The sequence below is a fragment of the Nocardioides sp. GY 10113 genome (genome assembly GCF_004919105.1).
In the GTDB taxonomy this organism is placed as follows: Bacteria; Actinomycetota; Actinomycetes; order Propionibacteriales; family Nocardioidaceae; genus Nocardioides.
In genome coordinates, this window is the sequence record NZ_STGK01000009.1 from 177,817 (window position 1) to 204,143 (window position 26,327).

Genomic DNA, 26,327 nt, shown 5'->3' on the forward strand with positions numbered 1-26,327 from the left:
CGGCGGTCACGTTACGGTCGGACCACCAGCCCTCGCGCAGTCAGGTTCCTAGGAGGACCCCCGATGACGGACAAGAGAACGGGCGCCAAGAGCGCCGTCCGCGAGCTTCCGGACGGACCACCCGACGCCACCGGGCTCACGCCGCGCCAGCAGCGGATCCTGGCGACCATCAAGGACTCCATCGAGCAGCGCGGCTACCCGCCGAGCATGCGCGAGATCGGCTCCTCCGTCGGCCTGACCAGCACCTCGAGCGTAGCGCACCAGCTGCGCATGCTGGAGGAGAAGGGCTTCCTGAAGCGGGACCCCAACCGTCCCCGCGCGATCGAGGTGTTCCTGCCCGAGGTGATGGCCGCCCGCCGTTCGATCTCGGCCGCCGACGACACCGCGATCGACGAGACCGGGATCGGCGACCTGAACCCCACGGCGACCAACGTCCCCGTCGTCGGCCGGATCGCCGCCGGTGGCCCGATCCTGGCCGAGGAGCGCATCGAGGACGTCTTCCCGCTCCCGCGGCAGCTCGTCGGCGACGGCCAGCTGTTCCTGCTCGAGGTCAGCGGCGAGTCGATGATCGAAGCAGCGATCTGCAACGGCGACTACGTCGTCATCCGCCAGCAGAGCACCGCCGAGAACGGCGAGATCGTCGCAGCGATGCTGGACGGGGAGGCCACGGTCAAGACCTTCCAGCGCAAGGACGGCAAGGTCTGGCTGATGCCGCACAACCCGGCGTTCGAGCCGATCGACGGCACCAACGCGACGATCCTCGGCAAGGTGACCGCCGTCCTGCGTCGGGTCTGACCCCGCGTGTCGTCGGCCGCGCCACCCGCTGCCGACGACACGCCTCGGGCGACGAGGATGTGGCCGCGCCACCACCCCCTGCATAGGGTCGAGGCCGTCCCTCCTCGCCCCACTCGAAAGCCGAGCCTCTCGTGCGCCTTCGACGAACCGCCCTCGGCGGACTGCTGATCGCGATCTCCGGCACGCTGGTGATCGCGCCCGTGGCACCGGCGGAGGTGGCATCCGCCGTGGCGGCCGCCGACGGGGCCGATGCGGCCCCTGCCGCGCCGGACGGCCAGACAAGCCAGGACGACCAGGGCGACCAGGGCGACCAGGGCGACCAGGGCGACCCGGGCGACCCGGGCGACCGGTCCGAGGGCCCCGCCGCCGATGCCCAGACCGAGGTCGAGCAGGCGCAGGAGGCGCTGGCGACCGTCGAGGGCCTGAAGGCCGGCGAGGCGCCCACCGATGCCCAGGGCGCGCCGGTGGACGCGACGCTGGCCCTGCAGGCCCTGGCCACCCAGGCCAGCGCCCTGCCGCGCGCGCAGCGCAAGCGGGCCGCCCGACTGCTGGCCCGCCCCGCCGGCGACGGGCCGACGGGCTACTGCACGACCGCCCAGGTCGACTACTACGACTACGCCTGCTTCAAGCCCTCGGCCACCCCGAACCGCACGTGCAACGCCGAGGTCTGCGTGCACTGGGTCAACACCACCGCCGCCACCCGTGCGGGCGGCATCGCCGAGGGCGACATCCCCGACAACACGAACGGCGTACCGGCCGACGACGACGGATCGGCCGGCGGCGCCTACGCGGGGGTCGCCGGCAACGGGCTCCCCGACTACGTCGACGTCGTGCTCGGCGTGATGGCCAACGTCGCGGGCACCTACCGGAACGCCGGCTACCGGCCGGTCCCCTCGGACAAGGGCTACGGCGGCTCCAACAAGACCGACATCTACCTCGCCGAGCTCAGCTCGCAGGGCCTCTACGGCTATTGCGTCCCGGATGCACCGGCGGTGATCGAGGGCGACCGGTCGGCCACCAAGCACCTGTCGACCTGGTCCTACTGCGTGCTCGACAACGACTACACCGACAGCGCCTACTCCCGGCACACGCCGCTGGAGAACCTGCAGGTCACCGCCGCCCACGAGTTCTTCCACGCGGTGCAGTTCGGCTACGACGTCGACGCCGACGCGTGGATCCTCGAGGCGACGGCCACCTGGGTCGAGGACGAGCTGTACGACGACGTCAACGACAACGTCACCTACCTGCGCTACGGCCCGCTGCGGCGCAACGGCCAGCCGCTGGACACCTACGACCTCTCCGGCTTCCAGTACGGCAGCTGGATCTTCTTCCGGTACCTGACCGAGCGCTTCCCCGCCGAGAAGGGCGGGCTCCCGGTGCTGGTGCGGCGGCTGTGGGAGGCGATGGCCCACAGCGGCCCCGGCCACAAGTCCCGGTACTCGGTCCAGGCGATCCGTCGCGAGCTGGTCCGCCAGGGCACGACGCTGAACAAGGAGTTCGCGAGGTTCGCGGTCGCGAACCGCACCCCGAAGCAGTCCTACGAGGAGGGCGCGGCCAACAGGTACCCGCACGCCGGCCTGCTCAGGAGCGCCACCCTCGACCGCCGCAGGAGCAGCGTCACGAGGAAGTTCCGGCTCAACCACCTGACCGCCCGCCACCTCCGGTTCAAGGCCGGCAGCGGCGCGCAGCGGCTTCGGCTCACCGTGGACGGCACCCGCCCCGCCCAGGGCGGTGTCGCCGTGGTCAGGATCAAGCGGGTCGGGAAGCCGCCGAAGCGGATCCGGTTCAACATCAACCCCCAGGGCCGCCGGACCAAGCGGATCGACTTCGACCGCGGCACCGTGCAGTGGGTGGAGGTGACGGTCGTCAACGCCGGCAGCCGCTACCGGTGCGACCAGGGCGAGGGGCTGACCGCCACCTGCCAGGGCGTCTCCCTCTCCGACCGGCAACCGCAGTCGGTCACCGCGACGCTGATCCGCTGACCCGGCCGACCGGGCCCGGCGGTCCGGTCAGCCGGTCTGCTCGGCCGGCGCCTCACCGGCGAGTCGGCCGAGCGCCTTGCGCACCACCGCGGGATCCGTGGTCGGCCACATCGGCGGCAGGCTGGACGTGAGAAAGCCGCCGTACCGCGCCGTCGCGATCCGCGGGTCCAGTACGGCGACGACGCCGCGATCGGCGTGGGTCCGGATCAGCCGGCCCGCGCCCTGGGCCAGCAACAGCGCCGCGTGGGTGGCCGCCACCTGCATGAAGCCGTTGCCGCCGGCCCGGTCGGCGGCACGCTGCCGCGCGCTCATCAGCGGGTCGTCGGGGCGCGGGAACGGGATCCGGTCGATGATCACCAGCTGGCAGGTGTCGCCGGGCACGTCGAGGCCCTGCCACAGCCCGAGCGTGCCGAACAGGCAGGTGTGCGGGTCGTCGACGAACTGGCGCGCGAGCTCGGGCAGCTGCGCGTCGCCCTGGGCCAGCGTGGTGAGGTGGGGCAGCCGGCGGCGTACCTCCTCGGCGGCCGTCTCCGCGGCGCGACGGCTCGAGAAGAGCCCGAGCGCGCGGCCGTCGGCGGCGTCCACCAGCTCCACGATCTCGTCCAGGTGGGCCTGCGCCAGGCCGTCGCGGCCCGGCTGCGGCAGGTGCTTGGCGACGTACAGGATGCCCTGCTTGCGGTAGTCGAACGGGCTGCCCACGTCCAGGCCGACCCACGGCTCCACGCCCTCGGGCGCCTTCGTGCGCGGCGACCCGGCCTCGACCCGCTCGGTGGGCTTGAGCCCGACGCCGGTGGCCACCGAGGAGAAGTCGCCGCCGAGCATCAGCGTCGCCGACGTCATCACCACGGTCTTGTCGGCCAGCAGCTTGTCGCGCATCGGCCCCCACACCTGCAGCGGCGCGACGCAGAGGCGCGGTGGCAGCCGGTCGGTGCCCTCGGTCATCCAGAGCACGTCGGCGTCGGAGCCGGCGGCCATCCGCTCGGCGGTGGCGAACAGCTCCTGCACGGCACCCTTGGCCTGGGTGAAGGCGGCGTCGGCCTCCCCGTCCTTCTGCTTCGGGAACGCCGAGACGCAGGCGCGGGCAGCGTCGCGGACCAGCGCGAGGGCGTCCGCGATCGCCTCGGGGACCGGGTCGAAGCGGCCCGGCCGCGCCTCGGCCATGGCGTCGCGCAGGGTGTCCGCGGCGTCGCCCAGGTCGGTCGCGGCGTCGCCGTCGGCGTGACGGGCCGCGCGGCGCGCGGTGCGGTCCACCTCGGCCACCCACAGCTCGTCGGTCGCCGCCTGGGTGACCCGGGCGGTCAGCTCGTGCGCCTCGTCGATCACCACCGTGTCGTACTCGGGGATCATCGGCACGCCCTCGATCGCGTCGATCGCGAGCAGCGAGTGGTTGGTGACGATCAGGTGCGAGCGGTGCGCCTTCTCCCGGGCCTGCTCGACGAAGCACTCCTGCCCGAACGGGCACTTCGCGGCGCTGAGGCACTCCCGGTGGCTGACGCTGACCTGGCGCCACTCCTTCTCGGTGTGCCGCGGCGCGGCGTCCTTCTCCCCCGAGCCGCCGTCCTCGGCCTGCTGCTCGGCCCAGGCCCGCAGCTCGAGCACCTTCTTGCCCATCGACCCCTCGGGCAGCTGGATCAGCTCGCCCTGGTCGTCGGGGGCTCCCTCGCGGACCCGGTGCAGGCAGGCGTAGTTGGAGCGCCCCTTGAGCACGGCGAAGGAGGTGTCCACGCCGGGCACGGTGCCGATCGCGTCGATCAGCCGCGGCAGGTCCCGCTCGACCAGCTGGTGCTGGAGCGCCAGCGTGGCGGTGGCGACCACCACCCGGTCGTCGTGCAGCAGCGCCGGGACCAGGTAGCCCAGCGACTTGCCGGTGCCGGTGCCCGCCTGGATCAGCAGGTGCCGCCGGTCGGCCATCGACGAGGCGACCGCCTCCGCCATCGCCACCTGGCCGTCGCGCTGCTGGCCGCCGAGGGCGCCGACCGCTGTCGCCAGCGTGTCGCGGACCGGGCTGCTGGCCGAGGAGCGGGGGGAGGCGGCGGGCTCAGCGGACACCCGAGAACCCTAGCCGCGCGGTCCGACCGCGCCGCATCGACGCTCCACAGGCGCCCGCTCGATCGGGGACCGGCTCAGACGGCGTACGCCGCCAGGTCGCCGGCGAGCGCCTCCGTGGCCAGTCCGGCCACCCGCGTGCCCTCGGCGGTGTGCTCCATGCTGCGGATCTCGCCGTCCTTGTGGATCCGGTCGATCAGGTCGCCGCGGGCGTAGGGCACCAGCGCGTCGAAGGCGACGCCCGGACGGGGCAGGTCGGCCTCGACGGCCTTGATCGCCTCCTCGATCCCCTCGCCGCTGTGTGCGGAGACGGCCACCGAGTGCGGCTCGTTGCGCAGCAGCCGGGTGACCGTCATCGGGTCGGCGATGTCGGTCTTGTTGATCACGACCAGCTCGGGGAGGTCTCCGGCGCCGATCTCGGCGAGCACCCCGCGGACCGCGGAGAGCTGGCCCTCCGGGTCGGGGTGGGAGCCGTCCACCACGTGCACGATCAGGTCGGACTGGGCGACCTCCTCCAGGGTCGAGCGGAACGCCTCGACCAGCTGGTGCGGCAGGTGGCGCACGAACCCGACGGTGTCGCTCATCGTGTAGATGCGGCCGTCGGCGGTCGTCGTACGACGGGTGGTCGGGTCCAGCGTCGCGAACAGCGCGTCCTCGACCAGCACCCCGGCGCCGGTGAGCCGGTTGAGCAGGGAGGACTTGCCGGCGTTGGTGTAGCCCGCGATCGCCACCGAGGGGATCTCGTTGCGCCGGCGCTCCTGGCGCATCGTGGCGCGGGTGCCCTCCAGCGCCTTGAGCTCGCGGCGCAGCTTGGCGATCCGGTCGTTGATCCGGCGCCGGTCGGTCTCGATCTTGGTCTCACCGGGGCCACGGCCGCCGATGCCCTCGCCGCCCGCGGCGCGGCCACCGGCCTGGCGGGAGAGGTTGCCACCCCAGCCGCGCAGCCGCTGCTTCATGTAGTTGAGCTGGGCCAGCTCGACCTGCGCCTTGCCCTCCTTGGACTTCGCGTGCTGGGCGAAGATGTCGAGGATCAGCGCGGTCCGGTCGACCACCTTGACCTTGACCCGGTCCTCCAGGTTGCGCAGCTGGGAGGGGGCGAGCTCGCCGTCGCAGATCACGGTGTCGGCGCCGGTGGCCTGCACGATCTCGCGGATCGCCTCGACCTTGCCGCGGCCGACGTACGTCGCCGGGTCGGGGTTCTGCCGGCGCTGGTAGATCGCCTCGAGCACGTCGGAGCCGGCGGTCTCGGCGAGCAGCGCGAGCTCGGCCATCGAGTTCTCGGCGTCCTCCACCGTGCCCTCGGTCCAGACGCCGACCAGGACGACGCGCTCCAGGCGCAGCTGGCGGTACTCGACCTCGGTGATGTCCTCGAGCTCGGTGCGCAGGCCGGCGACGCGGCGCAGCTGGTGGCGCTCGGCCAGGTCCATCGCGCCCAGCGTGGGGTCGTCCTCGGGGTCGTCGCCGGAGCCGTCGTCGAGCGGGCCGTCGAGCGGATCGTCGTCGAGATCGGCGTCGAGCCCGAGGGACTCGGCGTCGTCCCACGCCTCGGTCGCGTCGAGCTCGGCCTGCAGGGAGAAGTCGTGTGCGTTATTCGTCATGGGTCCGTTCAGGTTAACCACGGGCGGCCCCGTTTGCTTCCCGATTATCCGGCCCCTGCACCGCGTCGGGAGAATCACCGGGTGCCCGTCTCCCCCGCCGTTCCCGGTCCGCCGGACGCCGACCGGCCGCGCAGCGACCGGGTCGGCGCCGCCGTACTGCTGCTGGCGGTGTTGCTGCTCGCCCTCTCGTTGCGTACCGGCATCGGCAGCCTCAGCGTGCTGCTGCCCACCGTCCGCGACGAGCTGGGCTTCTCCGCGACGGGCGTCAGCCTGCTGACCACCCTGCCGCCGCTGTGCTTCGCGGTGGTCGGCCTCGGGGCGGGCCGCCTGGTCCTGCGCCACGGCGTGCACCGGGTCACCGTGGTGCTGCTGCTCGTCATCGCGGCGGGACTGGTCGGGCGTGCGCTGACCGGCAGCCCGATGGTCTTCCTGGGGGCCACCGTGGTCGCGATGGCCGCGGTGGCCGTCGGGAACGTGGTGCTGCCTCCGCTGGCGAACCGGCACTTCAGGCAGCCGGGCTCGCGGATCAGCGCGACGACGGTGAGCTCCCTGTACGGCGCCACCATCGTGGGCGGCGCGACGCTCGCCGCGATGGCCACCGTGCCGGTGGGCGAGGCGCTCGGCGGGTGGCGGGTCGGCCTGGCCTGCTGGGCGCTGGTGCCCGCCGTCGCGGCGGTGCTGTGGCTGCCCACGCTGCGCTCGGACCGCGCCGACGCGCGGGCCGCCGCAGCCGCCGCGTCAGCAGCAGGACCCGCCGTCGAACCCACGGTCGAACCCACCGTCGGACCCACCGTCGGACCCACGGCGACGACGCACCCGCCGGCCGGCCCGGCGCCCGCGATCACCCTGGCCGCCGTCGCCCGCACCCCGCTCGGCTGGGCCTTCGGCGGCTGCTTCGCGATCCAGGCCGGCCAGGCCTACGTCCAGTTCGGCTGGTGGGGCTCGATCCTCGCCGACGCCGGGGCCGACGCCTCCCGGGCGGGGCTGCTGCTGGGCATGATCACCGGCGTCGGCATCCCGGTCACCCTGGCGCTGCCGACGCTGATCCGGATGACCCGCGGCTCGATCGCGCTGCCGGTCCTGTTCGCCGCCGCGACGATCGCCGGCTGGGCGGGCCTGCTGGCCGCACCGCTGGCCCTCGGCGGCTTCCCGTGGGCCGTCCTCCTGGGATTCGGCGGCGGCGCGTTCACCTGGATCCTGGCGATGGTCGCCCACCACAGCCGGACGCCGCAGGGCACCTCCCAGCTCTCCGCACTCACCCAGGGCGTCGGCTACCTCGGCGCCAGCGTCGCCACCTTCGGCGCCGGCGTGCTGCACGACGCCACCGGCTCGTGGACGGCGCCGGTGCTGGTGATGGCGGTGCTCGCGGCCCTGATCGGCGTCTTCGGCGCGGCGATCGTGCGCGGCGGGTCCGTGGAGGACGCGGTCGCGCGCGTGGCGTAGCCGGATCGGTCCGGGAGCCGTGGCTCGGGGTCGACGGCTCGCCGTACCCGACCGCCGGCCGATCCTCAGCCGGTGCGCGCGCCCATCGCCTCGCTGAACACCTTCGGCATGTCGGCGGGGTTCTTCGCGATGTAGGACTGCCCGCCGGTGGCCTGGGCGATGGTGCGCAACGCGTCCTCGTCGGCGTCGCCGGAGATGCCGATCGCGATGATCCGCACCGGACGGGCCGGGTCCGCCAGCTCGCGCAGCTCCGCCAGCAGCTCCCGGAGGCTGATGCTGCCGGGGTCGTCGTTGGCGCCGTCGGTGAAGAGCATCACCGCGTTCGACGCGTCCGGGTCGTACCCCGACAGCACCTCCCGGTACGCCGCCAGCGTGGTGTCGTAGAGCCCCGTGCCGTTGCCCGTGAGGCCGGCCAGGGAGGCCGTGCCGGCCTGGATCGCGTCGCGCTGCGTGCCGTTGCGCACCTTCTCGCCGAGGCCTCGGATCGGCACGAGCTCGCGGTAGTCGGTGTCGCCGTCCAGGCGCTCGGAGAACGCCCACAGGCCGATCGCGGCGGCATCGGGGAACAGCCCGAGACCCTGCGAGGTCGCCGCCATCAGGAGCTGGATCCGCGTCTGGTCGCCGGCGACCGGGTAGTCCATCGACCCCGAGACGTCCACGACGGAGAGGGCGCGGGTCGGCATCACCAGCGTGGTCCACGCGCGCAGCACCGCGCCGACGTCCTCGGCCTTCGCCCTCAGGACGGTCACGTCGCCGACGCCGCCCTTCACCAGGGCGCCGTCGGGGGCGCGGAAGCCGGCCTCGGTGAGCGCCGTGCGCGCCGCGTCGGTGCCGAGCGCCTCCACCAGCGAGCGGGTGGTCTGGTCGATGTCGGCGCGACGCTCCTCGCCCGTGGTGAGCAGCACCGGGTAGTCGAGCATCACGGTCCCGGCGTCGGGGACGGCGGCGACGACGCCCGCGGGAGCGGTGTCGAGGTACTCCTGCTCGCTGACCGCGGTCAGTCCCGCCCCGGCGGAGGCGATCTTCTTCAACCGGGTCACGTCGTCCGGCGCGGCCTGGCGCGCGTCCGCCTGGGACTGGGCCAGCGGGACCAGCGTGGCCGCCAGGTCGACGCCGGTCGCGCGCGCCTCGGCGGAGCCCGCCACCAGCGGGACCGCCGCGGCGGCGGAGGTCAGCGGGTCCCCGGGGATCAGGTCGGTCGAGGAGAGCGCCTCGAGCCAGCTGCTGGGCGGCTCACCGTCCGCGGAGACGAGCACCACCGGCGAGGTGGCCAGCGACTCGACGAGCGGCTGCGGCGTCTCGGGCGCGGCCGTGGCGGCCCGCGCGACCCAGCTGGAGGAGTCCGGGATCCAGACGTCGGGGGTGTCCTTGCCGGCCGCGACCCGGGCGCTGACGAGCGCCGGCGCCACCGGGTTCACGGTGACCTGGTCGCACCCGGCGTCGGCGACGACCCCCTGGAGGGTGGTGGCGATCTCGGGCGCGGCAGCGACCACGATGCTCGGGCCGGGACAGACGTCGGGGCCGGCGCCGCTGTCGGCGTCGGCGCCTCCGGATCCGATCAGGCGCATGGCGCCGGCTCCGAGCACACCGGCGACCACGATCAGCAGCACCAGCGCGACGGGGCCCACGGACCTCCGCTCACGCACCCGCCGGTGCCGGGCCATCTCCTCGCGCACCACGACCTGTCTCCTCCCTGGTTGCTCCCGAGCCGGGTGATTCCCCGAGCGGGGCGGGCGCTCCCTCGCGCCCGCCCCGCAGCCGGGTGCTACTTCGGGGGCATCCTGATGCCGCCGTCGACGCGGATGACCTCGCCGTTCATGTACGAGTTCGTGAGGCACTCCATCACCATGCTCGCGAGCTCGGCGCCCGAGCCGAGGCGCTTCGGGAAGAGCACGCTCTCGCCCAGCTTGGCCTTGAACGCCTCCGCCTGCTCGCCCTCGCCGTAGATCGGGGTGTCGATCAGACCGGGCGCGACGGTGTTGAGGCGGATGCCGGCCGCCGCGAGGTCGCGGGCCACCGGGAGCGTCATGCCGACCACGCCACCCTTGGAGGCGGAGTACGACGCCTGCCCGATCTGACCGTCGAAGGCGGCCACCGAGGCGAGGTTGACGATCGCGCCGCGGCAGCCGTCCTCGTCGGGCTCGTTGAGGCTCATCGCGGTGGCGGCCTGACGGACCATGTCGAAGGTGCCGATCAGGTTGATGGCGATCACCTTCGTGAAGGCCTCCAGCGAGTGCGCGGACTCGACGGTGCCGTCGCGACCGATGGTGCGCTGGGCCCAGCCGATGCCGGCCGAGTTGACGACGGCCCGCAGCGGCGCGATCTCGGCGGCGGCCTTGACCGCGCCGGCGATCTGCTCGGTGTTGGTGACGTCGACCAGGGCGAAGACGCCGTTGATCTCGGCGGCGAGCGCTTCGCCCTTCTCGGCCTGGAGGTCGGCGACCACGACGGTGGCGCCCTTGGCGGCCAGCTGGCGGGCCGCGGCGGCGCCGATGCCCGAGGCGCCGCCGGTGACGATGGCGGAGGATCCGGAGAGTTCCATGGCCGGGAGGTTAGCGACAACTGCCGGAAAACCGAACGGCTGTCCGGGAACCGTCCACGTGGCAGCGCCGTCTGTGCGATATGACCAACGCCCGATCCCTGATGCCGCTGCTGCTCGTCCCGGTGCTCGCGTTCGGCGCCTGCTCCGGTTCCGAGGACTCCTCCGACGCCGGTTCCGCCGCCCCGGCGGCCGTCGACGGCGGCCCCGAGATGGCCGTCGGGGACCTCTCCGACGGCCTGGACGCCGGCGCCGTCGCGCTCGACGAGCCCAGAGCCGGTTCGGCGGCCGACCGGGAGGCGCGCGGCGGCGAGGGGTACGTCGCCGAGAAGGCGATCATCTCCACCGGCAACGTCGCGCTGCTCAGCGATGACGTCGAGCAGTCCGGCTTCGAGGCGCAGCAGGTGGTCGACCAGTACCGCGGGGAGGTCACCGAGCAGACCACCCGTACCGACGACGACGGCGAGGTGCGCTCGGTGCGGATGGTGATCCGGGTGCCCGCCGAGCACTTCGCCGACGCGTACCAGGAGCTGCAGGAGGTCGCCGACCTGGAGCGCTCCAGCTCCAGCAGCGAGGACGTCACCACGCAGGTGATCGACGTCCAGGTCCGGATCCGCGCCCAGCGCCGCAGCCTGCAGCGGGTCGAGGAGCTGCTGGACCGCGCGACCAGCATCGGCGACATCGTCCGGATCGAGTCCGAGCTGACCCGCCGCCAGGCCGATCTCGACTCGCTGGAGCAGCAGCAGGCCTACCTGGCCGACCAGACCTCGAAGTCCACGATCACGCTCACCGTGCAGCGCACGGACGCCGAGCCGGCGCCGGAGCCGGAGGAGGCCCGGGGCTTCCTCGGCGGACTCGCCGACGGCTGGCACGCCCTGGTCGCAGTGGCGGTCGCCGCGGCCACCGTGGCCGGCTGGGCGCTGCCCTTCGCCGTCGTACTGCTGCTGGTGGGGGTGCCGGTGCTGCTCGTCCGGCGCCGCCGCCGACCCGCCACCACCTGACCGACCCGGGCGGTGCCTGACCCCCGGGTCGGGTCAGAGGGTGGTGGTGCCCGCGGCGACGACCAGGGCGGGTCCGGTCATCAGGACCCGGTCGTCGGCGGTCCAGCGGATCGTCAGCGTGCCGCCGGGCAGGTCGACCCGGTAGTCGGTGTCGCGCCGGTCCCCGCCACCGGCCGTGGCGTCGGCCAGGGCGGTGGCGACCGCGACCGCGCAGGCACCGGTGCCGCAGGAGCGGGTCTCCCCCGAGCCACGCTCGTGGACCCGCATCGCGACGTGGGCCGGCCCGCGCCGTACGACGAACTCGACGTTGACCCCGTGCGGGTAGACCGCCGGGTCGTGGACCGGGGCCTCGATCAAGGCGCCGACCTCGGCCAGGTCCCCGCCGGCTCCCGCGTCCCCGAGGAACGCGACCGCGTGGGGGTTGCCCATGTCGACGTGGACCGCGGGCCAGGTCCGCTCCCCGATGGAGACCGCGGTCTCGCCGAGCACCTTCGGGGCGCCCATGTCGACGGTGATCGCGCCGTCGGCCGCGCCGTCGGCGAAGGTCAGCACCTTCACCCCGTCGCGGGTGGCGACCGGGACGGGCCCGACGGGGTCGACCAGGCCGGCCAGCGCCAGGTGGCGGCCGAAGACCCGGATGCCGTTGCCGCACATCTCCGAGATCGATCCGTCGCTGTTGCGGTAGTCCATGAACCACTCGGCGTCCTGGCCGAGGCCGACCCCCGAGATCGACTGGATCGCGGCGGTGCGGATCACCCGCAGTACGCCGTCGCCGCCGATGCCGGCGCGCCGGTCGCAGAGCGCGCGCACCCGCTCGGCGGCCAGCTCGCCGTGAACGGCGCCGTCGTGGTCGGGCAGCAGCACGAAGTCGTTCTCGGTGCCGTGTCCCTTGAGGAACGGGTAGCTCGCTCCGGGCGCGTGGTCAGCACTGTTCATAGAGGCCCTCCGCATATCCGGGTCCGTAGTACTCGTCCAGCTCCGCGACCGTCTTGCCCGACGGCTCCAGCTCGGCGGCGATCACCGCGCGCCGCGGGACCACGCCGTCGGGGTCCCAGGCCTCCGGCTCCCACAGCCGCGAGCGCAGGAACGCCTTCGAGCAGTGGAAGAAGACCTGCTCGATCTCGACCACCACCGCGAGCTGCGGTCGGTGGCCCTTGACCACCAGCGCGTCGAAGAACGGAGCGGCGCTGACCAACCGCGCCCTGCCGTTGATCCGGAGCGTGTCGCCGCGTCCGGGGATCAGGAAGACCAGCCCGACGTGCGGGTTGGCCAGGATGTTGCGGTAGCCGTCCGCCCGCCGGTTGCCCGGTCGCTCGGCGATGGCGATGGTGCTGTCGTCCAGGACGTGCACCAGGCCGCCGGCCGGGTCGCCCTTCGGCGAGACGTCGCAGGTGCCGTCGGCGGCCGCGGTCGACAGCAGGCAGAAGGGCGACGCCGCCAGCCACGCCCGGTCGATCTCCGTCAGCGCGGTGCGCTCCTTGTTCCGGGCGCGCTCGTTCGGCTCGCCGAGGATCTCGACGAGCGCCGCCTCGTCGCCGATCTCGGTCCAGTCGCTCACGCGGACAAGGGTACGGCGCGGGGCGGGGCCGGTGGCTCAGGCCGGACGGTCCTCGGCCAGCGGGCCGAGCACCCGGTACCGCGCCGCGACGAACGCCTTGTTCTGAGTGGCCTCCAGCAGCTCGAGGTCGAGCCGGCGCGGCAGCAGCGGCCGGCCAGCCCCCAGCACCACCGGCGCGACGTAGACGACCACCTCGTCGAGCAGCCCGGCGTCGGCGAACTGGCCGGCCAGGTCGCCGCCGCCGACCACCCACAGGTCCTTGCCGGCGGGTCCGCCGACGGCCTCGAGCATCGCGGCGTGGACGGCACGGACATCCCCACGGGCGAACCGCAGGTCGGCGCCCTCGACCGCCGGGAGGTCGCGGGAGGACATCACCCAGGTGGGCAGCTCGTAGGGCCACGCCTCACCGGAGCGCTCGAGGTTGTCGCGGACCCACTCGTAGGTCGTCGAGCCCATCACCAGCGCCCCGATCCCGGCGATGAACTCCTCGTAGTTGAGCGCCCCCTGGTGGTCCTGCTCCTGGCGCATCAGCCAGTCCAGCGAGTCGTCGGGGTCGGCGAGGAAGCCGTCGAGCGTGGTGGCGGTGTAGAAGACGACGCGACTCATGGGGCCACCGTAGGGCCCGGCGCCGACACTCAGCCCGACACCGAGCCGACGAGCGCCAGCGCCTTCGCGACACGGTCGGGGTCGTCGTACTCCAGCCAGTGGATCCGCGGGTCGTTCTTCCACCAGGCCATCTGCCGGCGGGCGAACCGCCGGGTGGCGATCACCGTGCGCTCCTTGGCCTCGGCCAGGTCGATCTCCCCGGCCAGGTGGTCCATCACCTGGCGGTAGCCGATCGCCGCGGCCGCGGTGCGGCTCTCCGCCAGACCCTCCGTCAGCAGCCGCTCGACCTCGGCGACGAACCCGTCGGCGAACATCAGGTCGACGCGCAGCCGGATCCGCTCCTCCAGTACGCCGCGATCGATCGCGACGCCGATCTGGATCGTCGCGGGGTCGACGTACTCCAGGACAGGCAGGGTGGCGCTGAACGGGCGGCCGGTGATCTCGATGACCTCCAGCGCGCGGACCACGCGGCGGCCGTTGTCGACCTCGATCCGCTCCGCGGCGGCCGGGTCGGCCTCGGCGAGCCGGCGGTGCAGGGCGGGGCTGCCGACCTCGGCCAGCTCCCCCTCCAGCCGCGCGCGCACGGCCGGGTCGGTGCCGGGGAACTCGAACCGGTCCAGGATCGCGCGGGTGTAGAGCGCGGAGCCGCCGACCAGCACCGGCGGGCGCCCGGCGGCCCGCAGCGCGGCGATCTCCGCGCGGGCCCAGCGCTGGAACTCCGCGACGGTCGCCGGGTCGCGGACCTCCAGGGTGTCCAGCAGGTGGTGCGGGATGCCGCGGCGCTCCTCGACGGGCAGCTTCGCGGTGCCGACGTCCATGCCGCGGTAGACCTGCATCGCATCGGTGTTGACGATCTCCCCGCCCAACCGCCCGGCGAGGTCCAGGGAGAGCGCGGTCTTGCCGCTGGCGGTCGGGCCGACGATCGCGACGATCGGGGTCCGACCCGGCTGGCTCGACTGCATGGCACCAGTCTCCCCGGCCGATCGGTCGCGCGCCCAGTCGCCGTAGGCTGTTGCGGCCCGATCAGCCCAGGAGGACCCGATGAGCGTGACCGACCCCGCGACCGGCAAGGTGCGGTTCGCGATCGTGCCGGCGGCGTACGTCTTCCTGCTGCGCGACTGCGTGCACGGCCCCGAGGTGCTGCTGCAGCTGCGGCAGGGCACCGGCTACATGGACGACCACTGGGCGGCCGCGGCTGCGGGCCACATCGAGGCCGGGGAGACCGCCGAGGCGGCGGCCGCGAGGGAGGCCGCCGAGGAGATCGGCGTGCACGACCTGGCGCTGGAGTTCGTCACCGCGATGCAGCGCACCCAGCGCGGCCACGCGATCGACGAGCGGGTCGACTTCTTCTTCGTCGCCCGCTCGTGGATCGGCGACCCGCACATCGTCGAGCCCGAGAAGAGCGCCGACCTGCGCTGGTGGCCGCTCTCCGACCTTCCCTCGCCCGTGGTGCCGCATGAGGCCGCGGTGCTGCGCGGGATCCGCGACCACAGCCTCAGCCCGCTGTCGCACTTCGGCTTCTGAGCCGGGGCCACCGGCCGCGTCGTCACATCCAGATTGGTCGCCTTTTCTCGCACTTCTGGGGCCATTCGGGATGTGACGACGGCCTGCAGGCTCAGACGCCCCACAGCGCGGCGACGTGCCGCGCGTCGGTGCCGCAGCAGCCACCCACGACGGCCAGGCTCGGGAGCGCCGGCCGCAGCGCGTCGTACGAGCTGGCGAGCAGGTCGATGTCACCGGCGTCGAGCTCCTCGGCCGCGTCGAGCTCGTCGTGGGTCATGGTCGAGGCGTTGGGGTTGACCTGCACGATCCGACTCAGCCACGCCCCCTCGTCCTCGACACCGGGCGCGATGTGGGTCGGGTGGGCGCAGTTGACGATGAAGCCGTCGGGGGCGTCGGCCGCGTCGACCTGCTCGATCGCCGACCGCAGGGTGGTGCCGTCGGGCAGCCGGCCGTCGGTCTCGACGGTGAACCCCACCAGCACCGGTACGCCGACCTGGCGGGCCGCGCGAGTGAGCCCGATCCCCTCCTCGGGGCCGGTGAAGGTGTAGGAGGCGACCACGTCGACCCCGGCCCCGGCCATCACGGCGACCTGCGCGCGGTGGTAGTCGGCCGCCTCGTCGGGGTCGGCCTTCTCGCCGGCCACGTAGCCGTCGCCGCGGGGGCCGACGGCGCCGATGATGCGGGCGTCGGCGAGGTCGGCGTACTCCTCGCGCACCTCGCGGAGGAAGGTGATGGCGGCCGCGTTGACGCGGGCGAGGCCGGCGGCGTCGTACCCGACCCGGGCGCCCCAGTCGGGGTTCGCGCGCCAGGTGGGCGACTCCATCGTCAGGCCGGCGCCGGCCTTGCGGGCGACCGCGGCGTAGCCGTCGTAGTAGTCGTGCAGCAGTCGGCGTCCGGCCGCGTCCTCCACGAGCGGGAACGAGGCGAACTCGGGGAGGTCGACGCCGTGGTTGAAGATCAGGTCGGTCTCGAGGCCACCGTCGCTGACGTAGCGGTTCGCGGCGAGCCAGGAGAGGTCGTGCTGGGACATGGGAATGCTCCGAGAGATGTGAGGTAGGTAACAGACTGAACGGTCTGTTTGTATCAGACCATTCGGTCTGATACAAGGTGGTTTGTGCCGAAGGACGGAAGCCTGAACCGCGAACGGATCCTCGACGCCGCCGAGAAGCTGGTGATCGAGAACGGCTACGCGGCCACGTCGCTGGACCACGTGCTGCGCGCGGCCGGCACCTCCAAGGGCGCCTTCTTCCACCACTTCGGCTCCAAGCTCGACCTGGCCCGGGCGCTCACCGACCGCTACGTCACCGCCGACATCACGAACCTGGACGCCGCCCTCGACGCCACCGCCGACGTCGCCGACCCGGCGGCGCGCGTGGTGGCGTTCGTCCGGCACTTCGAGGACCGGGCCGACGAGATCATGTCGGGACAGAGCAGCTGCCTCTACGTGGCCGTGCTGACCGAGCGCCAGCTCGCCGACGCCGGCACCGCGGACCTGATCAACACCGCGATCACCGCCTGGCGCAAGGGGATCGCCGACCTGCTCACGGAGGCCGCCACGGCCGGCGGCCTGGAGCTGGAGGACGTCGACGCGCTCGCCGACCACGTCTTCGTCACCTTCGAGGGCGCGTTCCTGCTGTGCCGCTCCACCGGCTCGCCCGCGCACATGCGGGCCCAGCTCGGCGTGCTGCGACGGCTGCTCGCCGCGGCGCTGGGGGTTGCCGCGGCGTGAGACACGCCGCGGCGTGGGCGGGGCCGGCGTGGGGCCGGGGCCGGCGTGAGGCTGCGGTCGGCGCGCTGCAACACGCTGTTGCGCGATCTGGTCGGCCGTTCACGACCCTGGAAGGCCGGCGCAACGGGCTCCTACCGACGCCGACGGCCGAGGAGTGCGGCGAACGGCGTGTCACAGCCGCCAACGGCCGACCGGACCGGAGTACGGCGTGTTACAGCTCGCTCGCCCCCAGGTCGCCCGCCGCGACGATCGCGCGCAGCAGCACGGCGGCCCGATCGGCCACCGGGTTCGCGCCGGCCCGCGCGGCCAGCTCGACGAGCGCCGTCAGGTCGGCGGCGCGGGCGCCACGCAGCACCTCCGCGGGGTCCGCGGGGTGCCGGTCGCACCAGGCGCCGAGCACCGCCTCGGCGTAGGTCGGCAACCGGTCGAAGCGGAGCAGGTTGCCCAGGTCGGTCCACGGGTGACCGCTGTGGCAGTACTCCCAGTCGAGCACCCCGGTCACCGCGAGCGTCTCGGGGTCGAGCAGCAGGTTCTTCGGGTTCAGGTCGCTGTGCACGACGCAGGTCCGCTCCAGGCCGGCCAGCACGTCGTCGGCCTCCTCCGCGATCGCGCGCAGGCGATCGAGGTCGACCGTCGACCAGGCCCGCTCGGCCAGCGCCGCGGCGTGGTCGTCGACCCAGCCCGCAACGGTCGGGGCGAACGGCTCGACCCCGAGGTCGGGGTCGGCCCAGAGCCCGGCACGCAGCGTCGGCATGCCGGCGAGCGTGGCCGCCACGCCTCCGACCGCGGCGCCCATCCGACGCAGGCCGTCCTCGTCCCCGGCGGCGCGGAGCCCCGCCAGCAGCAGGTCACCGCGCACCCCGGGCAGGAACGAGGTGACCAGCAGCCCGGGCGCGTCCTCGCCGGTCGTCGGGTCGAGCCGCGGCCGGCGTACCTCCTTGACGTCGGGCACCGGCAGCAGCCCCCGGACCAGGCGCAGCAGCGCGGCCTGGACCTCCGGAGCGTCGGACCGGTGCCGGGGCGCGGCGAAGATCCGCACCACGGCGCGCTCGGCGCCGGTGTCGGCGAGGAAGGTCTCGCCGGAGTGGCCGCCCGCGAGCGGCTCGAAGCCGACCACGCCGTCGAGCGCGTCGCTCACCGGAGCAGCCGTACGTCGAGCGCGGTCTCCACGACCCCGCCGCCGGCGTCCCGCTCGACGAAGTAGGCGCCGGCGCCCTGGCGCTCGGAGAAGGCGCCCGCGAGCTCGGTGCCGCGGTAGAGCACCCCCGCGCCGTCGTCGGTGGCGTACCCGGCCGGCAGCACCCCGTCACCGATCAGCCGCTGGAAGAGCGGGCGGCGCTGCTCCTCGGAGTCGTGGTGGACGCCGTTGGAGTAGGGCACCAGGCCGAGCCCGTCGGTGATCGGCCGCAGCGCGGGGCCGAAGGAGTCGGTGGTGCCGCCCGCGTGCCAGCAGATCGAGCCGGCGGAGACGCCGGTGAGCACCACGCCCGCCTCCCAGGCGGTCCGCATCGCCTCGTCGACGCCGTGCAGCCGCCACATCGCCAGCAGCCCGGCGACGCTGCCGCCCCAGACCCAGACCACGTCCTGGTCGAGCAGGTGCGCGGTGACGTCCTCGACGTTCGGCATCGTGAACAGCTGCAGGTGGCTGGCCGCGAAGCCGGCCTGCTGCGCCATGTCGTAGAAGTCGCGGATCACCTCGGTCGCGTCGCCGCAGGCGGTCGCCACGAAGCAGACCTTCGGCGGGCGCGCGTCGACGCCCGCCAGGTCGACGGCGTACGACGTCAGCGGCCCGACCGACCAGCGGGTCCGCGCGCCGGGGACGACGCCACCGGAGGTCGCGAGGATGGTGGGGGCGTCGGCGGGCACGGCCCGATCCTGTCAAAGGGGTGCGTCACAACGCGCGTGGCGCCTCGGTTTCGAGGCTCGCTGCGCTCGCACCTCAACCAGCGGCGGCGGGGTCGCTCAACCGCAGACGCCCTCGCACCTCAACCAGCGGCGGCGGCTCAGCCGCAGACGCCGTGGCACCTCAGGGCTGTCAGCCGCAGGCGGGGGCCGGCGGCAGCGGAGCCGGTACGCCGACCTTGGGCATGCCGAGGCCGACCTGACCCGGGCCGGCGTCCGGCTGGGCCTGGCGCAGGTCCCAGGCGTCACCGGAGCGCGTGCGACGCACCGACAGCACCGGGCCGTCGGCGACGAGGTGGTGCGGTGCGGCGTAGGTGATCCGCGTGGTGACCATGTCGCCGGGGCGCGGCGCGATGCCGCCGGCGGCGGAGAAGTCGGCCTCGAAGTGGACCAGGCGGTTGTCGGGGCCGCGGCCGGAGAGCCGGTGCGTCTCGGCGTCCTTGCGGCCCTCGCCCTCGGCGACCATCAGCTCGACCTCGCGGCCGACGAGCTTCTTGTTCTCCTCCCAGGCGATCTCGTTGACCACGTCGACGAGCCGCTGGTAGCGGTCCTTGACCACCTCGGGCGGGATCTGGTCCGGCAGGGTCGCGGCCGGCGTACCGGGGCGCTTGGAGTACTGGAAGGTGAACGCGCCGGAGAACCGCGCGGCCCGGATCACGTCGATGGTGGCCTGGTGGTCCTCCTCGGTCTCCCCGGGGAAGCCGACGATGATGTCGGTGGTGATCGCGGCGTCGGGCATGGCGGCGCGGACGCGCTCGATGATGCCCAGGTACTTGGACTGCCGGTAGGAGCGGCGCATCGCCTTGAGCATCCGGTCGGAGCCGGACTGGAGCGGCATGTGCAGCTGCGGCATCACGTTCGGGGTCTCGGCCATCGCCTCGATGACGTCGTCGGTGAACTCCGCGGGATGCGGCGACGTGAACCGGACCCGCTCCAGGCCCTCGATGTCGCCGCAGGCGCGCAGCAGCTTGGAGAAGGCCTGGCGGTCGCCGAACTCGACGCCGTAGGAGTTCACGTTCTGGCCGAGCAGGGTGACCTCGGAGACGCCCTCGGCGACCAGCGCCTCGATCTCGGCGAGGATCTCGCCGGGACGGCGGTCCTTCTCCTTGCCGCGGAGGCTCGGGACGATGCAGAACGTGCAGGTGTTGTTGCAGCCGACGCTGACCGAGACCCACGCGGCGTAGGCGGACTCGCGCTTGGTGGGCAGCGTGGAGGGGAAGACCTCGAGGGACTCGAGGATCTCGACCTGGGCCTCCTCCTGGCTGCGGGCCCGGTCCAGCAGTGCCGGGAGCGAGCCGATGTTGTGGGTGCCGAAGACGACGTCGACCCACGGGGCGCGCTCGGTGATGGTGGCGCGGTCCTTCTGGGCCAGGCAGCCGCCGACGGCGATCTGCATGCCCGGGTTCGCGGCCTTGATCGGCGCCAGGTGGCCGAGGTTGCCGTAGAGCCGGTTGTCGGCGTTCTCGCGCACGGCACAGGTGTTGAACACGACGATGTCGGCCTGGTCGCCCTCGCCCGCCGCGCGGTAGCCGGCGCCCTCGAGCAGCCCACCGATCCGCTCGGAGTCGTGGACGTTCATCTGGCACCCGTAGGTGCGGACCTCATACGTGCGCGCGCTCATGACAGTCATCAAGGGTACGGCGGGCAGGTCCCCGTCGGAGAACTCGCGAACGCTCGCGGGGCCGGGTGTGTCCGGGCCCCGCGAGCGTTCGATGTGCCGGGTGGCGGGTCAGCCGTGGGTCAGGCGCGTCGGCGAGCCGCGGCGACCAGCCCGCCACCGGCCAGCAGCGCCACGCCGGCCAGCCCGAGGCCGATCGCGAGGCTGTCGCTGGAGCCGGTGTTGGGCAGCGTGGTCGCGGGCGGCGGCGTCTTCGTGGTCGTCTTCGTCACCGTGGGCGTCTCGGTGGCCGTGACCGTGGTCGGCGTCTCGGCCGGCGGCGTCGTGGCCGGCGGCGTGGTCGCCGGAGGCGTCGTGGCCGGAGGCGTGGTCGCCGGAGGCGTCGGGGCCGGAGGCGTCGTGGCCGGGGGCGTGGTGGCCGGAGGCGTGGTCGCCGGAGGCGTCGTGGCCGGAGGCGTGGTCGCCGGGGGCGTCGTGGCCGGGGGCGTGGTCGCCGGAGGCGTCGTGGCCGGGGGCGTGGTCGCCGGCGGCGTCGTGGCCGGAGGCGTCGTGGCCGGAGGCGTGGTCGCCGGGGGCGTCGTGGCCGGCGGCGTGCTCGGCGGCGTCTTCGTGCACAGCTTGTGGTGGTCGTGCGGCGGCCACTCCACGCAGTGGTAGCCGAACCACTTGCTGCACTTGATCCCCGTGTGCCAGTAGCCCCACGTCGCGGACGCCGGACCGGCGTTGAACAGGACGGCTCCGAACACCGTCATGGCCGCGGCGACCATGATGATTCTGCGCATGATGATTTCCCCCAGTTGTGGACCCGCCCGTGCACGGCTGCACCGGCAGACGTCGCCGCCAGGTGGCGGTCGATCCCCCGAGAGCGCCGCGCCGCCACCGGGGGCCCGATCACCCGCTGGCAGCCCTCACACGGCGCCTCGTCGATCTACAACGACGGACTAGACATTTGGTTTCGCCCTGGCGCGCAATTTCTTGTGGGAGGGTCCGGAACCGCGGCGGGAGGCGGTCGCGCCGTGGTCAGCCCCGCTCGGGCCGGACCTCCGGCGCGAGGTCCGTCGGCAGCTCCGTGGGCAACGTCGTGGGCAGGGTGAGCTCCTCCACCTCGGAGGCCGGCGGCACCGTCACCCGCACCGACCGGCCCCAGTCGCCGAAGGTGGCGACCACGGGTGCACCGGCCACCTCCGCGGTCAGTCGGCGGAGCAGGTCGTCGCCGTCGACGTACAGGTCGAGCTCGACGCGCTGCGGCGGGCCGGCCGCGCCAGCGGCGCCGAGGCCGCCGAGGCCGCCGAGAACGTCCATCCCGCCGAGGGCCTCCGTCAGGTCCGCGGTGGCCACCACGCAGCGATAGTGGTCCATCGCCTCACCGCCGACCCGCTCGCGGCCGACCAGCGCCACCTTCCTCAGCCCGGCCTCCAGGGCGTCGACGACGCCCTGCGGGCCCAGGCCGCCGATCCGGCCCAGCAACGGGCCGACGACCGGCGTGTCCGCGTCGACGGACACGTACTTCTCGGCCCCCGCCTGCCGCAGGTAGACCGCGCCGCCGGCGACCACCGCCGTCGCGGGCTGGCCCATCGCGGTGAGCTCCACCGACATCGCCGGCTCGTCCCCCTCGTAGCTGACGTCGCCCTCGACGGTGAGCAGGTCGCCCACCTCGATCCGGACGTGCGCGCTCGGTCGGGCGGAGATCGCGGCGGCGAGGTCCGCGACCAGGGCCCCGGCATCGACGTCCGCGGCGGCCTCGGCGACCTCGGCGGTGCCGTTCGGCGCGGCGGCCTCCGTCGTACCGGTCCGGGCCACCTCGTCGGCCAGCGGCGCGCTGGCGGGTGCCGGCTCCTCGTCGGCCCGGCAACCCGCGAGCGGCCAGGAGGCCACCGCGACGGCGACGAGCGCGGCCAGGGCGCGGGGGCGGCGGGCGGACCGGGTGCGGGTCATCGGTTCCTCCGGATCTGAGGCGGGTACGGGCCGTCGGGCGAAGGGAGCGCGGCGGCGCCGGGTGCGCGCAGGGCACCATCCTCCCCGTCGTACCGATCGGCCGCGGTCGATCCCACCGGAGGGATACGGCGAACGTCGCCGCAGGTCAGCGCCGTCCCCGCCGGTCCGGCGCCAACGTCACGGATTGGGCAAGACGCCGACTTCGCCCTAGCCGGATCAGACCGGGGAGGTCTAGCGTGCAATGGCATGACCACGCGGGGAAAGGCCGACGGCGACGCGCTCGTCCGGCTGGATGCGGTGCAGAAGTGGTTCGGCGACCTGCATGTCCTGCAGGACATCGACCTCGAGGTGGCCCGCGGCGAGGTGGTCGTGGTGATCGGTCCGTCGGGGTCCGGGAAGTCCACGCTGTGCCGCGCGATCAACCGGCTCGAGACCATCGACGAGGGCGAGATCAGCATCGACGGCGAGCCCCTCCCGGCGGAGGGCAAGGCGCTGGCCGCGCACCGCGCCGACGTGGGCATGGTCTTCCAGTCCTTCAACCTGTTCGCCCACAAGACGATCCTGGAGAACGTCACCCTCGGCCCGATCAAGGTCCGCAAGCAGGACAAGGCGGCGGCCGAGAAGCGTGCCCACGAGCTGCTCGAGCGGGTCGGCGTCGCCGCCCAGGCGAACAAGTACCCCGCGCAGCTCTCGGGCGGCCAGCAGCAGCGGGTGGCGATCGCCCGCGCACTGGCGATGGAGCCGAAGGTGATGCTCTTCGACGAGCCGACCTCCGCGCTGGACCCGGAGATGATCAAGGAGGTCCTCGACGTCATGGTCGACCTCGCCGAGCGCGGCATGACGATGATCGTGGTGACCCACGAGATGGGCTTCGCGCGCACCGCGGCCAACCGCGTGGTCTTCATGGCCGACGGCCAGATCGTCGAGTCCTCCGACCCCGAGTCGTTCTTCACCAACCCGCAGAGCGATCGAGCCAAGGACTTCCTCGGCAAGATCCTCAAACACTGAGGAGTGAGAGAGATATGCGCAGGTTGAAAATCGGTATCGCGGCGGCAGCACTGCTGGTCGTCGGCACCACCCTCGCCGCCTGCGGCGATGCGGGCGAGGACGACAGCGACGGCGGCGTCGACGTGTCCGCCGCGGACGACTGCGACGGCAAGTTCGACGATGGCACCCGGATGGCCGAGCTCGCCGACGCCGGCGAGATCACCGTCGGCGTCAAGTACGACCAGCCGGGGCTCGGCTTCAAGGACGCAGGCTCGGACGTCCCGGCCGGCTTCGACGTCGAGATCGCGAAGCTCCTGGTCGCCGATCTCTGCATCGACCCGACCGGCGACGGCGTGACCTGGGAGGAGACCATCTCCGACAACCGCGAGCCCTACCTGGAGTCGGGCCGCGTCGACCTCGTGCTCGCCTCCTACTCGATCACCGACGACCGGCGGAAGATCGTCGGCCAGACCGGGCCGTACATGGTCACCGGCCAGCAGATCCTGGTCCCGACCGACTCCGACGTCGAGTCGATCGACGACCTGAAGGGCGAGGAGGTCTGCGCCGCCGCCGGATCCACGTCGCTGCAGAACGTCACCGACAAGGGCGCGGTCGGCGTGCCCGCGGAGACCTACGGCCAGTGCGCCGAGGACGTGGTCAACGGCACCGTGCCGGCGATGTCGACCGACGGCTCGATCCTGCTCGGACTCGCGGCCCAGTACGAGGGCGAGCTGAAGGTCGTCGGCGACGAGTTCTCCGAGGAGCGAATCGGCGTCGGCTACAGCAAGGACTCCCCCGAGATGTGCGAGTGGATCAACGGCGTCCTGCAGGAGTCGTTCGACGACGGCGCCTGGGAGGAGGCCTTCCAGGCGACCCTGGGCGGCGAGGACGTCGAGACGCCGGAGACGCCGACGCTCGACGCCTGCCAGTCCTGATCCGCCGCTGATGGTGCCGCGGGGCCCGACCGGCCCCGCGGCCACCCGGCACGACAGCATCCGCCCCGCACAGCACAGCAGCACAGAGAGGACGCCTGGATGGACGTCGTCTGGGAGAACCGCGACGCGGTCCTGATCGGCTTCACGCACACGATCCTGCTGTTCGTGCTCGCCGGCATCGGCTCGCTGGTGGTCGGCACCATCATCGCCGCGATGCGCGCGGGGCCGATCCCGGTGCTGCGGTACGCCGCCATCGTCTACGTGTCGCTGGTGCGCAACACCCCGCTGCTGATGATCCTGATCCTGTTCCGGTTCGCACTGCCCAAGGTCGGCATCACGTTCAACCTCGTCGACATCGTCATCCCGACCAGCGCCGGCGACATCCGGCTCAACAACATCTTCACCGCCTGCCTCTTCGGGCTGATCGTCTACACCGCGTCCTTCGTGGCCGAGGCGATCCGGGCGGGCATCAACGCGGTGCCGCTGGGGCAGGCGGAGGCGGCGCGGGCGATCGGGCTGCCGTTCGGGGGCGTGATGCGCGAGGTGGTGCTCCCCCAGGCGTTCCGAGCCACGGTGCCACCCCTCGCCAGCGTCCAGATCGCACTGATCAAGAACACCACGGTGGCTGGCGCTGTGGGCGTGGTGGAGGCCTTCAACGTGATGCGGTCGCTGACCAACGACTATGCGAGCGCGCGGATCCAGATCTTCCTCGTGTTCGCGTTGATCTTCGTGGTGCTCGTCGAGGTGTACTCCTTCGCGGCCCACCGACTCGAGCGGCGGTGGAAGACCGCATGAGCACCACCAACGTCCTCTTCGACACGCCCGGTCCGCGGGCGCGGGCGCGGCACCGGATCTACACGGTCGTCGGCACGCTGGTGCTGCTCGCCATCCTCGCGGTGATGATCTGGCGCCTGGCCGCCGAGAACCAGTTCGAGTACCGCAAGTGGGAGCCGTTCGTCAGTCCCGTCTACCTCGAGGCGTTCCTCGTCGACGGGGTGCTGGAGACGGTGAAGATGGCGTTCAGCGCGATCATCCTCGCGGTCGTCTTCGGCACGTTGTTGGGCGTCGGGAAGCTCTCCGAGCACGCAGTGGTCCGGTGGCCGTGCTGGGCGGTCGTCGAGTTCTGGCGGGCGGTACCGGTCCTGCTCGCGATGGTCCTCATCTTCTACGCCTGGGGCATCGACCGCGGCTACACCGGCGCCTACTGGAGCGTCGTCTTCGCCCTGATGCTCTACAACGGCGCCGTGCTCGCCGAGGTCTTCCGCGCCGGCATCAACGCCGTACCGAAGGGGCAGGTGGAGGCGGCGTACGCCCTGGGCATGCGCAAGACGCAGGTGATGGTCACCATCCAGCTGCCGCAGGCGGTCAAGATCATGCTGCCCGCGCTGATCAGCCAGTGCGTCGTCGCGCTGAAGGACACCAGCCTCGGCTACGCGGTCGCGGCGCCCGGACTCACCGCCGTGGCGAAGCTGATCTACAGCGACCCCGACTTCGGCCAGAACCACATTCCGGTCGTCCTCGTCACCGCGGCAACCTACGTCGTGCTCAACCTCATCCTGACCTGGGTCGCCACCTGGGTGCAGCGCCGGTTCGTGGGCGAGAAGAGGATCGACGTGCCGGCGGTGGGCGCCGGCGACCAGGACTAGCGGTCCCTAGCTCGACGGCCTCATGGGCGTCACCCAGAGGTGGATGACACCCTCGATCACCACCGTGCCGTCGTCGCGGACGCCGCGGACCCGGACCGGCAGGTCGCCGTCGGCGTCGTCCCACTGGGCCTGCTCGGTCTCGGCCACGCAGGTGATGTCGCTGGTCGCCTTGGCGGTGTAGGAGACCTCCATCCCCTTGGGGATCCACCGCTTGTCGGCGGGGATGCTCACCTCGGCGAGTGCGCCCATCGCCGACTCCAGGCCGTTGCAGAGCGCGATCGCGTGCACCGTGCCGATGTGGTTCTGCACGCCGCGGCGCTTGGGGATCATCAGCTCGACGTGGTTCGGCTCGACCACGGTGAACCGCGGCCGGATCGAGGCGAAGTACGGCGCCTTCTGCGCGAACGCGAAGGAGAAGACCCGCCTGCCGAGGCTCGGGCCGACCAGCGGCAGGCCGGTGGCGGTCTTCCAGAGGTTCAGGACCTGGCTCATGGGCGCGAGGTT

26 protein-coding genes are annotated in these 26,327 nt (G+C 73.0%); 11 read left to right on the plus strand and 15 right to left on the minus strand.

Going from position 1 to position 26,327, the window contains the following annotated elements; translation table 11 throughout:
• The first annotated feature begins 63 nt into the window (after positions 1-63).
• Both lexA and E8D34_RS12575 read left to right on the plus strand, forming a co-directional pair.
• A complete protein-coding gene (gene lexA, locus E8D34_RS12570; protein WP_136594980.1) occupies positions 64-795 on the plus strand; it encodes a transcriptional repressor LexA in 732 nt (243 codons plus the stop codon).
• A gap of 131 nt (positions 796-926) precedes the next feature.
• Positions 927-2,777 (plus strand): MXAN_6640 family putative metalloprotease, encoded by a 1,851-nt coding sequence (locus E8D34_RS12575; RefSeq protein ID WP_136594981.1) that lies wholly within the window; start codon positions 927-929, stop codon positions 2,775-2,777.
• A 27-nt stretch (positions 2,778-2,804) separates the two neighbouring features.
• Here E8D34_RS12575 and E8D34_RS12580 read toward each other — a convergent pair whose 3' ends face one another.
• Both E8D34_RS12580 and hflX read right to left on the minus strand, forming a co-directional pair.
• The gene (locus tag E8D34_RS12580; protein ID WP_136594982.1) at positions 2,805-4,826 is read right to left on the minus strand and encodes an ATP-dependent DNA helicase; all 2,022 of its coding nucleotides are present in this window, start codon (positions 4,824-4,826) and stop codon (positions 2,805-2,807) included.
• Positions 4,827-4,900: 74 nt separating this feature from the next.
• Entirely contained in the window at positions 4,901-6,421 is a 1,521-nt protein-coding gene (gene hflX / locus E8D34_RS12585; protein ID WP_136594983.1) for a GTPase HflX, read from the minus strand.
• A gap of 81 nt (positions 6,422-6,502) precedes the next feature.
• On the opposite strand from hflX, the gene E8D34_RS12590 reads away from it, so the two are divergent.
• Complete coding sequence (locus E8D34_RS12590; protein ID WP_168929422.1) at positions 6,503-7,864, plus strand: MFS transporter; 1,362 nt, start codon at positions 6,503-6,505, stop codon at positions 7,862-7,864.
• A 65-nt stretch (positions 7,865-7,929) separates the two neighbouring features.
• Here the strand turns inward: E8D34_RS12590 and E8D34_RS12595 are convergent, their stop codons facing one another.
• Positions 7,930-9,543, minus strand: coding sequence for a substrate-binding domain-containing protein (locus E8D34_RS12595; RefSeq protein ID WP_136594985.1), 1,614 nt, complete (start codon positions 9,541-9,543; stop codon positions 7,930-7,932).
• A gap of 86 nt (positions 9,544-9,629) precedes the next feature.
• The gene (locus E8D34_RS12600; protein ID WP_136594986.1) at positions 9,630-10,406 is read right to left on the minus strand and encodes an SDR family NAD(P)-dependent oxidoreductase; all 777 of its coding nucleotides are present in this window, start codon (positions 10,404-10,406) and stop codon (positions 9,630-9,632) included.
• Between the two features lie 80 nt (positions 10,407-10,486).
• Here E8D34_RS12600 and E8D34_RS12605 point away from each other — a divergent pair, with 80 nt between their 5' ends.
• On the plus strand, positions 10,487-11,404 hold the full coding sequence (locus tag E8D34_RS12605; protein WP_136594987.1) for a DUF4349 domain-containing protein: 918 nt from the start codon (positions 10,487-10,489) through the stop codon (positions 11,402-11,404).
• A 33-nt stretch (positions 11,405-11,437) separates the two neighbouring features.
• Here E8D34_RS12605 and dapF read toward each other — a convergent pair whose 3' ends face one another.
• Genes dapF through miaA form a run of 4 tightly spaced genes read right to left on the minus strand, consistent with a single transcriptional unit; the run spans position 11,438 to position 14,530 of the window.
• Positions 11,438-12,340: a diaminopimelate epimerase gene (dapF, locus tag E8D34_RS12610; RefSeq protein WP_136594988.1), complete on the minus strand. Its 903-nt coding sequence runs from the start codon at positions 12,338-12,340 to the stop codon at positions 11,438-11,440.
• Complete coding sequence (locus tag E8D34_RS12615; RefSeq protein WP_136594989.1) at positions 12,327-12,962, minus strand: pyridoxamine 5'-phosphate oxidase family protein; 636 nt, start codon at positions 12,960-12,962, stop codon at positions 12,327-12,329. Before E8D34_RS12615 ends, dapF begins: the two co-directional genes overlap by 14 nt.
• Positions 12,963-12,998: 36 nt before the next feature.
• Positions 12,999-13,568, minus strand: a complete 570-nt coding sequence (locus tag E8D34_RS12620; RefSeq protein ID WP_136594990.1) for a dihydrofolate reductase family protein — start codon at positions 13,566-13,568, stop codon at positions 12,999-13,001.
• 29 nt (positions 13,569-13,597) lie between these two features.
• Entirely contained in the window at positions 13,598-14,530 is a 933-nt protein-coding gene (gene miaA, locus E8D34_RS12625; protein WP_136594991.1) for a tRNA (adenosine(37)-N6)-dimethylallyltransferase MiaA, read from the minus strand.
• A 79-nt stretch (positions 14,531-14,609) separates the two neighbouring features.
• On the opposite strand from miaA, the gene E8D34_RS12630 reads away from it, so the two are divergent.
• Positions 14,610-15,092: an NUDIX domain-containing protein gene (locus E8D34_RS12630; RefSeq protein ID WP_136594992.1), complete on the plus strand. Its 483-nt coding sequence runs from the start codon at positions 14,610-14,612 to the stop codon at positions 15,090-15,092.
• A gap of 91 nt (positions 15,093-15,183) precedes the next feature.
• On the opposite strand, the gene E8D34_RS12635 is transcribed toward E8D34_RS12630, so the two are convergent.
• Positions 15,184-16,101, minus strand: a complete 918-nt coding sequence (locus tag E8D34_RS12635; protein WP_136594993.1) for a homocysteine S-methyltransferase family protein — start codon at positions 16,099-16,101, stop codon at positions 15,184-15,186.
• A gap of 84 nt (positions 16,102-16,185) precedes the next feature.
• Here E8D34_RS12635 and E8D34_RS12640 point away from each other — a divergent pair, with 84 nt between their 5' ends.
• Entirely contained in the window at positions 16,186-16,800 is a 615-nt protein-coding gene (locus tag E8D34_RS12640) for a TetR/AcrR family transcriptional regulator (RefSeq protein ID WP_168929423.1), read from the plus strand.
• A gap of 211 nt (positions 16,801-17,011) precedes the next feature.
• On the opposite strand, the gene E8D34_RS12645 is transcribed toward E8D34_RS12640, so the two are convergent.
• From E8D34_RS12645 to E8D34_RS20780, 4 genes are all read right to left on the minus strand, one after another.
• On the minus strand, positions 17,012-17,938 hold the full coding sequence (locus E8D34_RS12645; RefSeq protein ID WP_240771324.1) for an aminoglycoside phosphotransferase family protein: 927 nt from the start codon (positions 17,936-17,938) through the stop codon (positions 17,012-17,014).
• A complete protein-coding gene (locus E8D34_RS12650) occupies positions 17,935-18,666 on the minus strand; it encodes a peptidase E (RefSeq protein WP_136594995.1) in 732 nt (243 codons plus the stop codon). The genes E8D34_RS12645 and E8D34_RS12650 overlap by 4 nt, the downstream gene beginning before the upstream one ends.
• A gap of 169 nt (positions 18,667-18,835) precedes the next feature.
• Entirely contained in the window at positions 18,836-20,323 is a 1,488-nt protein-coding gene (gene miaB / locus E8D34_RS12655; protein WP_206056700.1) for a tRNA (N6-isopentenyl adenosine(37)-C2)-methylthiotransferase MiaB, read from the minus strand.
• 119 nt (positions 20,324-20,442) lie between these two features.
• Positions 20,443-20,592: an LPXTG cell wall anchor domain-containing protein gene (locus E8D34_RS20780; RefSeq protein ID WP_168929424.1), complete on the minus strand. Its 150-nt coding sequence runs from the start codon at positions 20,590-20,592 to the stop codon at positions 20,443-20,445.
• Here E8D34_RS20780 and E8D34_RS20785 point away from each other — a divergent pair.
• Positions 20,576-20,977 (plus strand): hypothetical protein, encoded by a 402-nt coding sequence (locus E8D34_RS20785; RefSeq protein WP_168929425.1) that lies wholly within the window; start codon positions 20,576-20,578, stop codon positions 20,975-20,977. The two genes, E8D34_RS20780 and E8D34_RS20785, sit on opposite strands and share 17 nt — an antisense overlap.
• 363 nt (positions 20,978-21,340) lie before the next feature.
• On the opposite strand, the gene E8D34_RS12665 is transcribed toward E8D34_RS20785, so the two are convergent.
• Positions 21,341-22,255, minus strand: a complete 915-nt coding sequence (locus E8D34_RS12665) for a hypothetical protein (RefSeq protein WP_136594998.1) — start codon at positions 22,253-22,255, stop codon at positions 21,341-21,343.
• 246 nt (positions 22,256-22,501) lie between these two features.
• Between E8D34_RS12665 and E8D34_RS12670 the strand changes: the two genes are divergently transcribed.
• From E8D34_RS12670 to E8D34_RS12685, 4 genes are all read left to right on the plus strand, one after another.
• Positions 22,502-23,263 carry an amino acid ABC transporter ATP-binding protein gene (locus E8D34_RS12670; RefSeq protein ID WP_136594999.1) on the plus strand — a complete coding sequence of 254 codons (762 nt, stop codon included), beginning with the start codon at positions 22,502-22,504 and terminating at the stop codon, positions 23,261-23,263.
• Between the two features lie 14 nt (positions 23,264-23,277).
• The gene (locus E8D34_RS12675) at positions 23,278-24,177 is read left to right on the plus strand and encodes a transporter substrate-binding domain-containing protein (protein ID WP_136595000.1); all 900 of its coding nucleotides are present in this window, start codon (positions 23,278-23,280) and stop codon (positions 24,175-24,177) included.
• A 99-nt stretch (positions 24,178-24,276) separates the two neighbouring features.
• The gene (locus E8D34_RS12680) at positions 24,277-24,972 is read left to right on the plus strand and encodes an amino acid ABC transporter permease (RefSeq protein ID WP_136595001.1); all 696 of its coding nucleotides are present in this window, start codon (positions 24,277-24,279) and stop codon (positions 24,970-24,972) included.
• On the plus strand, positions 24,969-25,823 hold the full coding sequence (locus E8D34_RS12685) for an amino acid ABC transporter permease (protein WP_136595002.1): 855 nt from the start codon (positions 24,969-24,971) through the stop codon (positions 25,821-25,823). The genes E8D34_RS12680 and E8D34_RS12685 overlap by 4 nt, the downstream gene beginning before the upstream one ends.
• Positions 25,824-25,829: 6 nt before the next feature.
• Here E8D34_RS12685 and E8D34_RS12690 read toward each other — a convergent pair whose 3' ends face one another.
• Positions 25,830-26,315, minus strand: coding sequence for a hotdog fold domain-containing protein (locus E8D34_RS12690; RefSeq protein WP_136595003.1), 486 nt, complete (start codon positions 26,313-26,315; stop codon positions 25,830-25,832).
• Positions 26,316-26,327: the final 12 nt, after the last annotated feature.

Coding starts and splice junctions, on each gene's coding strand:
- lexA (WP_136594980.1), top strand. CDS start 64: ATGACGGACAAGAGAACGGGCGCCAAGAGCGCCGTCCGCGAGCTTCCG.
- hflX (WP_136594983.1), bottom strand. CDS start 6,421: ATGACGAATAACGCACACGACTTCTCCCTGCAGGCCGAGCTCGACGCG.
- E8D34_RS12600 (WP_136594986.1), bottom strand. CDS start 10,406: ATGGAACTCTCCGGATCCTCCGCCATCGTCACCGGCGGCGCCTCGGGC.
- E8D34_RS12605 (WP_136594987.1), top strand. CDS start 10,487: ATGACCAACGCCCGATCCCTGATGCCGCTGCTGCTCGTCCCGGTGCTC.
- dapF (WP_136594988.1), bottom strand. CDS start 12,340: ATGAACAGTGCTGACCACGCGCCCGGAGCGAGCTACCCGTTCCTCAAG.
- E8D34_RS12620 (WP_136594990.1), bottom strand. CDS start 13,568: ATGAGTCGCGTCGTCTTCTACACCGCCACCACGCTCGACGGCTTCCTC.
- miaA (WP_136594991.1), bottom strand. CDS start 14,530: ATGCAGTCGAGCCAGCCGGGTCGGACCCCGATCGTCGCGATCGTCGGC.
- E8D34_RS12630 (WP_136594992.1), top strand. CDS start 14,610: ATGAGCGTGACCGACCCCGCGACCGGCAAGGTGCGGTTCGCGATCGTG.
- E8D34_RS12635 (WP_136594993.1), bottom strand. CDS start 16,101: ATGTCCCAGCACGACCTCTCCTGGCTCGCCGCGAACCGCTACGTCAGC.
- miaB (WP_206056700.1), bottom strand. CDS start 20,323: ATGAGCGCGCGCACGTATGAGGTCCGCACCTACGGGTGCCAGATGAAC.
- E8D34_RS12665 (WP_136594998.1), bottom strand. CDS start 22,255: ATGACCCGCACCCGGTCCGCCCGCCGCCCCCGCGCCCTGGCCGCGCTC.
- E8D34_RS12670 (WP_136594999.1), top strand. CDS start 22,502: ATGACCACGCGGGGAAAGGCCGACGGCGACGCGCTCGTCCGGCTGGAT.
- E8D34_RS12675 (WP_136595000.1), top strand. CDS start 23,278: ATGCGCAGGTTGAAAATCGGTATCGCGGCGGCAGCACTGCTGGTCGTC.
- E8D34_RS12680 (WP_136595001.1), top strand. CDS start 24,277: ATGGACGTCGTCTGGGAGAACCGCGACGCGGTCCTGATCGGCTTCACG.
- E8D34_RS12685 (WP_136595002.1), top strand. CDS start 24,969: ATGAGCACCACCAACGTCCTCTTCGACACGCCCGGTCCGCGGGCGCGG.
- E8D34_RS12690 (WP_136595003.1), bottom strand. CDS start 26,315: ATGAGCCAGGTCCTGAACCTCTGGAAGACCGCCACCGGCCTGCCGCTG.